Source organism: Bacillus pretiosus, assembly GCF_051294775.1.
In the GTDB taxonomy this organism is placed as follows: Bacteria; Bacillota; Bacilli; order Bacillales; family Bacillaceae_G; genus Bacillus_A; species Bacillus_A wiedmannii.
Map to the genome: position 1 here is coordinate 121,655 of NZ_JBPPHF010000004.1, position 12,714 is coordinate 134,368.

Genomic DNA, 12,714 nt, shown 5'->3' on the forward strand with positions numbered 1-12,714 from the left:
GAAGGTGGTATATTTAAACGACAAACTCAGCGAAACAAAAGTGTTTAAAGACCCGGTACATAAATATGTGCACGTACGCGATCGTGTTATTTGGGATTTAATCGGAACGAAAGAATTTCAACGCTTGCGCCGTATTAAGCAGCTTGGAACGACATTTTTTACATTTCACGGTGCAGAGCATAGTCGCTTTACTCATTCGTTAGGTGTATATGAAATTATTCGTCGTATGATTGATGATGTGTTTGATGGCAGACCGAACTGGAATGCTGAAGATAGATTGTTATGTTTATGTGCGTCATTACTTCATGATGTCGGTCACGGTCCATTTTCTCACTCGTTTGAAAAAGTATTTTCATTAGATCATGAGAAATTTACGCAAAAGATTATCGTTGGAGATACGGAAATTAATCGCATATTAAGTCGTGTGGATAAAGACTTTCCGCAAAAGGTAGCCGATGTAATCGCCAAAACATCTACGAATAAATTAGCGATTAGCATGATTTCCAGTCAAATTGATGCAGATCGTATGGACTATTTATTAAGAGATGCGTATTTCACTGGCGTAAAGTATGGAAACTTTGATATGGAACGTATACTACGTGTCATGCGTCCATATGGGAATCAAGTAGTCATTAAAAATAGTGGTATGCATGCTGTTGAGCATTATATTATGAGTCGTTATCAAATGTATTGGCAAGTATATTTCCATCCGGTAACGCGCAGTGCCGAAGTTATTTTAACGAAGATTTTACACCGTGCAAAATCATTGCATGAGAAGTATTATACATTTAAAAATCATCCGGTTCATTTCTATTCTTTATTTGAAGAAGAAGTTACAGTAGAGGATTATTTAAAGTTAGACGAGAACGTTATGTATTATTACTTCCAAGTATGGCAAGACGAAGAAGATCCAATTTTAAGTGATTTATGCCGTCGTTTTATGAATCGAAATCTATTTAAATATGTAGAGTTTACAGATAAGCACGGTTTAGATAATTGGATGGAATTAAGTAGCTTATTTAAAAAGATTGGACTTGATCCAGAATACTATTTAGTAGTTGATTCAACGTCAGACTTACCGTATGACTTTTACCGTGCTGGTGAAGAAGAAGAACGTCTGCCAATCTTACTTCTTATGCCAAATGGAGAGCTTAGAGAGCTTTCGCGTGAATCGGATATTGTTGAGGCAATTACTGGTAAGAAGAGAAGGGATCAAAAACTATTCTATCCGCATGATTTAATCTATGAAGATGGAAGAAAAGGAAAATATAAAGAGAGAATCATCGAATTACTAGAAGGAAAAAAATAAGAAGCAGCTAAGAGCTGCTTCTTATGAAAGAACTTGAAATTATTTGTCGCTTAAGCGTTTTCCGCCAACTGCATAATGGTTTTTAGACATTTCTTCGATGAAAACAACGATGTTTTCTTCAGGAGCACCAGTTGTTTCGCTTACTGCTGCTGTTACTTTCTCAGCAAGAGCTTTCTTTTGTTCCTCTGTGCGTCCTTCTAGCATTTTCACTGTTACGTATGGCATATATAATCGCTCCTTTTATGTAAGTTACACTCTTATTATAGCGGATTATGGGGAAGAACAATCGAAAAAACAAATAATTTCTTTTTTTGACATATTGAAGAGGAGATGAATCATGGATCAGTTATTTAGATACCCATTGCAACAAATTCCGTTGGTAGCAATGGCCATTATTATTGCGTTATCAGTGCATGAATTTGCGCATGCATATGTTGCATATAAATTTGGAGACGATACAGCAAAGAAGCAAGGCCGTTTAACATTATCACCGATGGCGCACTTAGATCCTATTGGAATGATCGCTGTATTAATTCTTGGTTTTGGTTGGGCAAGACCTGTTCCTGTTAACCCATATAACTTTAAAAGGCCGCGTCTTGCAGGGATATTAGTTTCAATTGCAGGCCCAATTAGTAACTTAATTTTAAGTGCAATTGGTTTAATTATTTGGTATAGCCTATTAACATTTGGTGTATTAGATTCAATTCCATTTGCAGTAGCAGATACATTGGCTCAATTCTTCCGAATTTTTATTATGCTTAATATCGTATTACTTGTATTTAACTTATTGCCAATTCCGCCACTTGATGGGTATCGAGTTGTGGAAGATCTAGCACCAACGAATATTCGTGCGAAAATGACACAGTATGAAAAGTATGGAGCAATAGCGTTATTAATTCTTGTTATTACACCGCTTAGCAATTATACAATTCAACCTATTTTTAATGTTGTCATTCCATATGTATTTGTATTTTTAGACAGTATCATTGCGCCTATTTTTGGCCTTTTATAATCATTAAGTGAGGAGGAGTTTACATATGACAGAGAAAAAGAAAAAAATCGGTTTTAATATCGTGAAAAATGATTCAACAGATGGACATGGTGGTTTTGGTGTTGGAGCATTAAGTCTAGAAAACATTTCACCTGTATTTGTCGATGTACTAGAGAAAACAGCATTTGTTGATATCGGTGCAATGCATGCACGTAGTACAGTCGAAAAAGGTATTAAGTTTTTAACAAATAAAGATGAAGTTCCAAACGGAAAACCATTTTGGCTTGTGTGGGTAACGATTGAAAGAACGGCGACAGGTGCTTATTATGCAGGTGTAACAGCTTGTGAAATGACAGTTGACCGTGAAATTCGCCGCGGATATAAATCACTTCCAGAGCACGTAAACAAAATGGATAAATCAATGAAGCGCTATATTATGGTTGACCATATGGATGAATCATCTAAAAAAGTACTTGGTACATTCTTGAAAGAACATAATGAAGCGATTTGGAACGAATCTAGTGAAGAATTGCGCCGTGCATTATTAAGTGAATAAAAAATAGCTGACGGATGCCCGTCAGCTATTTTTTTTACCAAGGAAGATATTTTTTCCACCAACTTGTTTTCTTCTTTTCTTCAGTTGTCTTTTCAAATTCCTCTTTGTCATTGACATGATCCATACAATATTCAGTTGGTTCTGTACCTTTTGCGAAATACATTTTAACTGAAATGGGACAATTTTTTGTAGCGATTTTTCCGTTTTCAGGGTTAATATCGACTGCAACGACGTCACTTGGTTGTTTAAACTCTTTTTGAGGTTGTCCATCTAAGCCTTTTTCCATCGTATCGGTCCATATTTTTTTCGCATATCCTTGTTCTGCTACGTTTGAAATCGATTTAGGTTGATCATATCCAACCCATACACCCGTTACGATTTGCGGGGTAAATCCAATCATCCAACTATCTGTTTCAGTAGAACCGGATTTTCCGGCATATGTTCTTGATAGTTTAGATAACATCGATTGACCAGTTACAGCAGCATAGCTGCTCAGTTTTTTATTAAACATGCCCGTCATCATTTCTTCCATTACAAACGTTTTGCTTTTATCGAGAACTTGTTTACTCTCCAAATGAGCATCGTATAGCATGTTTCCTTCCTGGTCCATAATGCGGCGAATAAACATCGGTTTTACTTCTTTTCCGCCGTTTGCGAACATGCTATAAGCGTTAACCATTTCAATTGGTTTTACAGGAGATGTACCGAGAGCGAGAGACGGAACATCTTTTAATGCGGTAGTAATACCGAATTGCTTCGCTGTTTTTGTAAGAATGTCTTCGCCTAAAAATAAATTGGTCTTCACGGCATATACGTTATCAGAGACCGCAAGAGCTTGCGCCATTGTTACAAAATCGTCTGCATAATAGTCTTTATAGTTTTTCGGTTTATACTTTGAAACACCGTCACCTAAAGTGAACACAGTGTATTCGCTTTTTAAGCGCGTAGCAGGGGTGAATCCTCGTTCTAATGCCGCGTAATACAGGAATGGCTTAAACGTAGATCCAGGCTGTCGAGCGGCCTGTGTAGCCCTGTTAAATTGACTCGTATTATAATCAGTTCCACCAACAAGGGCAGCTACTTCACCTGTTTTTGGATTCATAGAGACGAGCGCGGTTTGTATGTTTGTTGTGTCAGGTATGTGATCTTTTACAGCTTGCTCTGCAACAGATTGTAATTTAGGGTCTAGTGTTGTATAAATACGCAGGCCACCCTTTTGTAAGGCTTGTTCATCTAATCCGATATCACGAAGAAGAGAAGCTTGTACAGCATCTTGGAAATAAGGTGCAATCTCTGCCACTTTTTTTGTATCTAATGAGGCAAAAGTTAGTGGCTCTTTTTTTGCTGACGTTGCTTGTTTCTTCGTAATGTAACCTTGTTCTACCATTTCGTCTAATATGAGAGATTGTCGTCCTTTCGCACGATCCTCTTTTAAAAAGGGAGAGTAGACACTAGGTCCTTTCGGGATACCTGCGAGCATACTAGCTTCCGCTAATGTTAATTCTTTTGCTGTTTTATCGAAATATAGACGAGACGCAGCTTCGATTCCGTAAGCACCATGCCCGTAATAAATTGTATTTAAATATCCTTCTAAAATATGATTTTTATTATAGTTCACTTCAAGGCGAATTGTGTACATCGCTTCTAATAGTTTACGTTTCCACGTTTTATCATGATCTAAGTATAGGTTACGAGCATACTGTTGTGTAATCGTACTAGCACCTTGGACCTTTGCCATCGCTTTTAAATCGGCAACAATAGCACCAGCAATACGTTTCATATCAAAGCCATGATGTTTGTAAAATCGTTGATCTTCGATAGAAAGTGTCGCCTCTTTTACATAAGGAGAAATTTCATTGAGAGATACATTGTAACGTTTTTGCATTTCATTACTTTGTCCGATAACAGTGTCATCATTAGCGTAAAAGACACTTGTTTGTGGGACAGCAACAGGAGGAGGTCCCATAATTTTTGCAACTATAATAATAACAAAAAAGGAAAAAACGAAAAAAAGAACAGAAGAAAACATTACGGTGAAGAAAAGACGTTTATATTTTTTAAGTTTCGGATTCATAGTTTGATCCATCTTTTTCAGCCCCTCAATACTAATACAAACATTATTGTATTAGTATTGAGGGTTTTCGGTTATTTTAAACAATGAAATTTCGAAAACAAAAAGCTCCTTCAATTAAGAAAGGAGCTCAAAGGCACGTGCTGGCCAATCGGTAATAATGACATCTACGCCATAGTCAATCATAGTTTGTAAATCTTTGTATTCGTTAATCGTATAAGGGCGGAAAACGTACCCTTGATCTTGTGCAAATTGAATAAATTCCTTTGTTAGTAATTGAAAGTTTGGATGTAAACCAGTTGCTTCTCTATTTTTTGCTTCAGCGATAGGATCAGCAAGTGGTGTATCATATAAAATTGCTCTTGGGATTTCAGGAGCTATTTCTGCTAATAATGAAACAGAGTCGTGGTTAAATGATGAGAATATAATTTGATTAGATAGATGGTATTCACGAACGAGAGCAACAGCTTTTTCTTCAATAGTTGGATAGTGGATAACATCTGTTTTCAACTCAATATTGAGCTGTAAATTTGTCGTAGATAACCAAATGAATACTTCACGTAACGTTGGGATTTTTGCTTCATGGAAAGAAGGGTCTTTATGGCTACCAGCATCTAAAGTTTGTAATTCCGCTACCGTTTTTTCAGAAACAAGACCTATGCCATTTGTTGTGCGATCTACTGTTTCATCGTGAATCACGACAAGTTCACCATCTTTTGATAGGTGGACATCAAGCTCAATGCCGTGGGCACCAATGCGTTCTGCTTCTTGGAAGGCAATCATCGTATTTTCTGGATGTGTTCCTTTTACCCCGCGGTGGGCGAAAATAAGTGGTTTATTCATACGGAAATCTCCTTATCGTTTCTTTTCTTTCATTATGAAACTGCTTTTGGAAAAATACAATTGAATGGGATAAACATTTACAAAAGTCTAACAGTTGCACAAAAGTTAACGTTAACGTAAAATGTAATAATCGAGTGAAAGGAGGAATAAACATGTATAAAATTGATGAAGTCACAAAGCAAGTTGGTTTAACAAAACGTACACTTCGTTATTATGAGGAAATTGGTTTAATTCATCCCCCTGAACGTAGTGAGGGGAACATTCGCCTGTATACGGACGAGGACATCGCCAGAATTAAAAGGATTGTAGCAGCGAAAGAAGTATTAGGGATTACACTTCAAGAAATGCAACATTTTTTATCGTTAAAAGAAAGAATGGAGCAAAGAAGAAATAGTGAGAATCCTCGTGACCGCGAAGTGATTCAAGAAATTAAAGAGATGCTTGAAAAACAAGTGCAAACGCTAGACGAGAAAATGGATCAAATGCAGCGTGTAAAGGCGGAACTCGAAGATAGCCTACATCGTGCAGCGACATTTTTAGAGAGTACAAAAGGAGAATGATCAAAATGGAGAGCAAACAAAAATTAGGGAGATTGATTACAGTGGTGGCTACCTTCCTTGCTTTTTCGGGTATAGGGGTAGTCGACCCAATCTTACCAAGTATTGCTGAGCAAATTGGTGCATCGCATTGGCAAGTAGAGATGTTATTTACAGCATATATTTTAACGATGGCAATTATGATGTTACCAGCTGGAATATTCGCATCAAGATTTGGTGATAAACGAATGATGACGATCGGTCTTGCGATTGTAACTGTATTTGCGTTTATATGCGGTATATCGCAAACGATTGCCCAATTATCTATTTTCCGCGCGGGGTGGGGATTAGGAAATGCGATGTTCTTCGCAACGGCGATGACATTATTGATTGCATTAAGTAAAGAAGTTCATGAAGCAGTAGGACTATATGAAGCAGCTATCGGTTTAGGGATGGCAGGCGGACCGTTATTAGGCGGGATATTAGGTGGACGTTCTTGGCGTTACCCATTTTTTGCGACGAGTATTTTAATTTTCTTAGCATTTATTTTAGTTTTCTTTTTTGTAAAAGAACCGGAGCGAAAAGTGAAACGTAAAGCGGCAGGCGTAGGGGAATTACTTAACCTGGTGAAATATAAACCGTTTATGCAAGGTGCGATTTCAGGAATGTTATACTACTACGGATTTTTCGTTGTGCTAGCATATTCACCACTTATTATGCATTTATCTGCTATTCAATTAGGGTTTGTATTTTGCGGATGGGGATTAGCGTTAGCTTACGGTTCTGCAATTTTGGCTCATAAGCTAGAAGGGAAATATGAACCGAAAGCATTGTTGAAAGGTAGTTTACTCGTATTTGCCCTTTTCTTAATCGCACTATTTTTCGTGAAAGTTATGTGGTTACAAATTGTATTAATTGTTCTATCGGGATTAGCATCTGGGTTAAATAATGCATTATTTACAAGTTATGTAATGGATATTTCACCTTATGAAAGATCTGTTACATCAGGTGTTTATAACTTCGTTCGTTGGTTAGGTGGCGCAATTGCTCCAATCTTATCAGGAATCATCGGCCACACTGTTTCACCGCAAAGTCCGTTTTTAGTCGGTGGAATTGTTGTGTTAGTCGGTTGTGTAATGATTTTAATTCCGGTTCGAAAGCCGGTAGAAGTAGAGACAAAAGCCCTTTCTTAAGAAAGGGTTTTCTTTCCTATTACAGGGCAATCCCTTTTCGTACATATGTTAGAACCCTCTGACTAAAATATATTTTCGGTATTTTTGTACTTTTAACTATACTTTTTGGATGTTTTGTTTTATTTTTGTTAGGGGACATTAATGATGTCCCTATTATAAATTTGCATTGAAAGGCGTGATTGTACGATGGAACTATGGTTCACTGAAAAACAAACAAAACATTTTGGGATTACGGCGCGTATTAACCGCACATTACATACGGAGCAAACAGAATTCCAAAAACTTGATATGGTTGAAACGGAAGAGTTCGGAAACATGCTTATTTTAGATGGCATGGTTATGACAACAGAAAAAGATGAGTTCGTTTATCATGAAATGGTAGCGCACGTACCTTTATTTACACATCCAAACCCTGAAAACGTATTAGTTGTAGGTGGTGGCGATGGCGGTGTTATTCGTGAAGTGTTAAAACACCCAAGCGTAAAGAAAGCAACTCTTGTTGAAATCGATGGAAAAGTAATTGAGTACTCTAAACAATACTTACCATCAATTGCAGGCGCACTAGATAATGAGCGTGTAGAAGTAAAAGTAGGAGACGGTTTCCTACACATTGCAGAAAGCGAAAATGAATATGACGTAATTATGGTAGATTCTACTGAGCCAGTAGGACCAGCAGTAAATCTATTTACAAAAGGCTTCTACGCTGGAATCTCTAAAGCGTTAAAAGAAGATGGTATTTTCGTTGCACAAACGGACAACCCTTGGTTCACACCAGAACTAATTACAACTGTGTTTAAAGACGTAAAGGAGATTTTCCCAATTACTCGTTTATACACAGCGAACATTCCAACTTACCCAAGTGGTCTTTGGACGTTCACAATTGGATCTAAAAAACATGATCCATTAGAAGTGAGTGAAGAGCGTTTCCACGAAATCGAAACGAAATACTACACAAAAGAATTACACAATGCAGCATTCGCATTACCGAAATTTGTTGGCGATTTAATTAAGTAAGAGCGTTAAATTGAAATAAATAAAGTGTAAGTGACTCATTTAAGGTGTTTGTCTAGAAGGCTTGAACATGCTAGTTACTTACACTGCTACAAATGAAGTAGTCTTCTTGTAAGAAAAAGAAGGCACAGGTAAATCGAGAAAGAGGAGTTATAGGCTCCAAATTTGAGAAATAATGAAAGGTTGGGATACCTTAAGTTCCACACAAGGAGGAAAAGAGTATGCGTTTTGATGAAGCTTATTCAGGTAAAGTATTTATTAAAAGTCATCCAAGTTTTGAAGAGTCAGAGGCAGTTATTTACGGGATGCCAATGGATTGGACAGTAAGCTACCGTCCAGGTTCTCGTTTTGGCCCTGCACGTATTCGTGAAGTGTCAATCGGTCTTGAAGAATATAGCCCATATTTAGATCGTGAACTAGAAGAGGTAAAATATTTTGATGCGGGTGATATTCCATTACCATTTGGAAATCCACAGCGTAGCATAGACATGATTGAAGAGTATGTATCAAAACTTTTAGATGCCGATAAGTTTCCACTAGGTCTCGGCGGTGAGCACTTAGTGTCTTGGCCAATTTTTAAGGCAATGGCAAAAAAATATCCGGATTTAGCAATCATCCATATGGATGCTCATACTGATTTACGTGAATCGTATGAAGGGGAGCCTTTATCCCACTCTACACCTATTCGTAAAGTGTGCGATTTAATTGGTCCGGAAAACGTATATTCTTTCGGTATTCGTTCTGGAATGAAGGAAGAATTCGAATGGGCAAAAGAAGTAGGTATGAACTTATATAAATTTGACGTATTAGAACCGTTAAAAGAAGTATTACCGAAACTTGCAGGACGCCCAGTTTATGTCACAATCGACATTGACGTATTAGACCCAGCTCACGCTCCAGGAACAGGAACGTTAGAAGCTGGAGGTATCACATCTAAAGAATTATTAGATTCCATCGTGGCAATTGCAAATTCAAATATAAATGTAGTTGGAGCAGACTTAGTAGAAGTAGCTCCTGTCTACGACCATAGTGATCAAACACCAGTCGCAGCAAGCAAATTCGTGCGGGAAATGCTGCTCGGTTGGGTGAAATAAAAGTGAAGCCGATTGTTTAGACCCGGTGACTAAGGTTCTTTCCTGCAAAAGGTGCTTTTTACCTTTTGGCAGGGAAGGTTCTTAGACGCAAGGGTCTAAGAGGCGTAACTAGATAGAAATAAAAGCGGAAGTGGCTCGTTTAGAATGTGAGGAAGAAGCGAAGCCACCGATCATTCTAGCCGCTATAGCTGGATAAAATAAGAGCCTCCTATATGAATAGGGAGCTCTTATTTTGTCGTTATGTGTCGGTAAGTCGATATATTAAAAAAATCGCTGATATAATTTCATTTACCGTTACACGACAAGAAAAAGAGCTACTCTCAAACAATGAGAATAGCTCTTTTCTTATGCAACTTTTTCTTCCGAAGTAATGCCGCGAATTTCATCAGCAGAACGAATTGGATATTTGCGGAATACGATTGATCCGATGTATCCAACAATAGTGGTAACGATTCCACACAGTACAGCAGCAATTGTTACTTTTACAACGTCATTAAATCCGAATAAGACAAGAAGTCCTGGGATTGGTGATGCTGTTCCTGGTGCATTATTAACGAGCTGGAAAAGAGATGTAATAATACCAGCAAGTGCACCGCCAACGAAGTTTGTCGCATAAATTGGAATTGGATTTGCTGAAACAACATCGGCTTGCGTTAAAGGCTCGATTGCTACAGCGATTGTGTCTTTCTTTGAGCAAATTTTTAGTCGCTTAAAGAAAATAAAGTTCATCGGGGCTGAGGCTGCTACGGCAAGACTACCAATTGCCATTGGTAAACCTGTTAATCCAAGCATTGCAGTTAGTGCCATAGAACTTAATGGAGAAGTAGAAATAACTGTTATTAATCCACCAAGCATAATACCCATAATGATAGGACTTTCTGTAGTTGCAACTGAAATCATAGAACCGATTTTACCGAGCGTTGCATTCACGAGCGGATCCATAAGCATGGCCATTCCGCGTGAGATTGGTGCGGCAATAAATAAAATTGCTAAAAACTCTACACCAGCCGGTAATTTCTTTTCGAGAAATTTCACGACGAAAGCGCAAACGTATCCAGCGAAAAATCCTGGTAAAATACCGAATCCGCTAGTAGCGATACCAATTAAAACAGCATATACGGGTGAAACACCGATTGCTAGTGCGACTAAAATTGCCGCTGCGACACCGCTCATACTACCAGAAGCTTCTCCTACTGATTGTAAAAAGTCATTATGAAACATCTCTCCACCGATATAACGGTGAAATGCTTCAATAAGAAAACTTGCGATTGCTGCATTAGCTAAAGCACCCATTGCTTTCATTCCGTAAGGAGCACGGTAACTAAAAAGTGTAAATAGACAAAGTACAACAAGTAATAGTGCTAAACCTTGCAAGATAGCCATTTGAAAACTGTCTCCTTTGATTTTTGTAATAAAAATTTGTATCATTCAATAATAATATAAAAGTTCATGAAACGGAAAAATTTTTTATTGGGAAATTGCTATAAGTTGAAAGACCCTTACAATAATGTAAGGAAAGTGTAAGACTTTTCAATAGAGTATGGTATGCCTTTTTCCGTATAATACAGGTATAGACATAAGATTAGTGAGAAAGAAGTGCAAACAGGAGGCGCATGTATGAAATTGGTAATTAAAGTTTTAGCTGTATTCGCCATTATTTTAGGTGGAACAGCGTACTATTTAAACACGAAAACAGAAGGTGTGCATGCTTTTGTAGACAACTTCTTTTCAAATAAAGAAATACAAGATTATTATGCGGTTATAAATAAAGGTGAGAAAAAAGACGGTGAATACTTGTATACATTTAAAGGGTATACAGAAGACGGAAAGTTACAAGTTGTGAAAAGAATGATGAACCGTGAATTGCATACGGGGGCGTTTATAAAAATTTATGCAAAAGGTATGCAAGGAAAAGGATGGGCTGAAATCCCAAAAGAATCAATTCCGCAAAAAGCGTTGGAAAAAATAGAAAAACCGTAAAAGGAGCGAATCGTTCGCTCCTTTTTTAGTGCGTTAAAATGGTAATAGCTGAATTCTCTTTATTAGAAATGATTTTTGCACGTCCACCAATTGGGAAAGTGAAAATCGGGGTTGTATGCCCGAAACTTGCGTTTGCAATGATAGGTATATGTGTAAGTTCAGGCTTTGAAGCAATCATTTCTTGAATGTCTTCTATCGTACATTCTGCACCTTTTTGCATCTTTCCTATAACGATGCCTTTTACATGTTCAAAGTCAGGTTGCTGCATAAGAGAATGTAAATAACGATCAAAAGTGTTAAGGGTAGCTTTTCCAGTTAAACTATCCTCCTCAAGAAATAATATTTTCCCCTGTAAGTTTGGCATATATGGTGTACCTTGTAGTAAATTCAATGTGCTCATATTACCACCGATAATCTCTCCAGTTGCTTCGCCTTCATGAATCGAAATATAACCTTCATTTGTAATGAATTCTCGATTTTCCTGATCTATATACCAAGAATCATCGCTCCACGTTTCAGATGGCAGGACTTCAATAGGCTTATTAGAAGTTAAGCATTGTAAAAAGTAATTAGTCGTATATTCGAGACCTTTCTTCATTCCAAATGAAGAGAAATGGGGTCCTGAATATGTAATAAGTCCTGTTTTTGTGTAAATTGCATTATTTAAAGCGGTAATATCAGAATAGCCACAGAAAAATTTCGAGTTTTTTCGAATTAAATCATAATCGAGATGTTTCAATAAACCATTAGAGTTGTATCCGCCAAGTGTTGTCAAAATGGCTTTTACATTAGGGTCTCTAAATGCCTCGTGAAGGTCTTGAACGCGTGAAGAAATAGAAGAGGAAGCAAATTGATCTATCTCATCAGCATATGTTGAGAATGTAACTTGAAAGCCCATGTCAGTTAATCTTTTTACAGCAAGCTTTCTGTTTTCAGTTGAGACAATACTTAAGCTGCAAGATGGTGAAATAACTCTAATTTCATCACCCTTTTTTAATTTTGTCGGTAGCACATAACTCACCTCTTTAAATGAAAGAATATTTAGATTTAAAAAATATTTTATCATATGAAATAAAGTGAAAGTGAATTATTTTTTGAAATGGAGTTTTCCTGATTTTTCAGCAGACAGA

The 12,714-nt window shown here is 37.3% G+C and carries 13 protein-coding genes; 8 read left to right on the plus strand and 5 right to left on the minus strand.

Features of this window, described 5'->3' with window-relative positions; all coding sequences use genetic code 11:
- Positions 1–4: 4 nt before the first annotated feature.
- Positions 5–1,309 carry an HD domain-containing protein gene (locus ACSG5Z_RS20880; protein ID WP_000262747.1) on the plus strand — a complete coding sequence of 435 codons (1,305 nt, stop codon included), beginning with the start codon at positions 5–7 and terminating at the stop codon, positions 1,307–1,309.
- 39 nt (positions 1,310–1,348) lie between these two features.
- Here the strand turns inward: ACSG5Z_RS20880 and thmT are convergent, their stop codons facing one another.
- A complete protein-coding gene (gene thmT / locus ACSG5Z_RS20885) occupies positions 1,349–1,534 on the minus strand; it encodes a 2-hydroxymuconate tautomerase (protein ID WP_001147171.1) in 186 nt (61 codons plus the stop codon).
- A gap of 112 nt (positions 1,535–1,646) precedes the next feature.
- On the opposite strand from thmT, the gene ACSG5Z_RS20890 reads away from it, so the two are divergent.
- On the plus strand, positions 1,647–2,321 hold the full coding sequence (locus ACSG5Z_RS20890; protein ID WP_000372469.1) for a site-2 protease family protein: 675 nt from the start codon (positions 1,647–1,649) through the stop codon (positions 2,319–2,321).
- Between the two features lie 25 nt (positions 2,322–2,346).
- The gene (locus ACSG5Z_RS20895) at positions 2,347–2,856 is read left to right on the plus strand and encodes a YwhD family protein (protein ID WP_087983730.1); all 510 of its coding nucleotides are present in this window, start codon (positions 2,347–2,349) and stop codon (positions 2,854–2,856) included.
- Between the two features lie 34 nt (positions 2,857–2,890).
- On the opposite strand, the gene ACSG5Z_RS20900 is transcribed toward ACSG5Z_RS20895, so the two are convergent.
- Both ACSG5Z_RS20900 and ACSG5Z_RS20905 read right to left on the minus strand, forming a co-directional pair.
- A complete protein-coding gene (locus ACSG5Z_RS20900) occupies positions 2,891–4,942 on the minus strand; it encodes a transglycosylase domain-containing protein (RefSeq protein ID WP_435712045.1) in 2,052 nt (683 codons plus the stop codon).
- 102 nt (positions 4,943–5,044) lie between these two features.
- A complete protein-coding gene (locus tag ACSG5Z_RS20905) occupies positions 5,045–5,770 on the minus strand; it encodes a glycerophosphodiester phosphodiesterase (protein ID WP_097890098.1) in 726 nt (241 codons plus the stop codon).
- Positions 5,771–5,922: 152 nt separating this feature from the next.
- Here ACSG5Z_RS20905 and ACSG5Z_RS20910 point away from each other — a divergent pair, with 152 nt between their 5' ends.
- From ACSG5Z_RS20910 to speB, 4 genes are all read left to right on the plus strand, one after another.
- Positions 5,923–6,330 (plus strand): MerR family transcriptional regulator, encoded by a 408-nt coding sequence (locus ACSG5Z_RS20910; protein ID WP_435712046.1) that lies wholly within the window; start codon positions 5,923–5,925, stop codon positions 6,328–6,330.
- 5 nt (positions 6,331–6,335) lie between these two features.
- A complete protein-coding gene (locus ACSG5Z_RS20915) occupies positions 6,336–7,499 on the plus strand; it encodes an MFS transporter (protein WP_435712047.1) in 1,164 nt (387 codons plus the stop codon).
- 186 nt (positions 7,500–7,685) lie between these two features.
- Positions 7,686–8,513, plus strand: a complete 828-nt coding sequence (gene speE, locus ACSG5Z_RS20920; protein WP_000424696.1) for a polyamine aminopropyltransferase — start codon at positions 7,686–7,688, stop codon at positions 8,511–8,513.
- A 218-nt stretch (positions 8,514–8,731) separates the two neighbouring features.
- On the plus strand, positions 8,732–9,604 hold the full coding sequence (speB, locus tag ACSG5Z_RS20925) for an agmatinase (RefSeq protein ID WP_001209823.1): 873 nt from the start codon (positions 8,732–8,734) through the stop codon (positions 9,602–9,604).
- 345 nt (positions 9,605–9,949) lie between these two features.
- On the opposite strand, the gene ACSG5Z_RS20930 is transcribed toward speB, so the two are convergent.
- Complete coding sequence (locus ACSG5Z_RS20930) at positions 9,950–10,987, minus strand: PTS sugar transporter subunit IIC (RefSeq protein WP_000996323.1); 1,038 nt, start codon at positions 10,985–10,987, stop codon at positions 9,950–9,952.
- Between the two features lie 234 nt (positions 10,988–11,221).
- Between ACSG5Z_RS20930 and ACSG5Z_RS20935 the strand changes: the two genes are divergently transcribed.
- The gene (locus ACSG5Z_RS20935; RefSeq protein WP_000779928.1) at positions 11,222–11,584 is read left to right on the plus strand and encodes a YxeA family protein; all 363 of its coding nucleotides are present in this window, start codon (positions 11,222–11,224) and stop codon (positions 11,582–11,584) included.
- 25 nt (positions 11,585–11,609) lie between these two features.
- Here the strand turns inward: ACSG5Z_RS20935 and ACSG5Z_RS20940 are convergent, their stop codons facing one another.
- A complete protein-coding gene (locus ACSG5Z_RS20940) occupies positions 11,610–12,596 on the minus strand; it encodes a S66 family peptidase (RefSeq protein ID WP_199695846.1) in 987 nt (328 codons plus the stop codon).
- Positions 12,597–12,714: the final 118 nt, after the last annotated feature.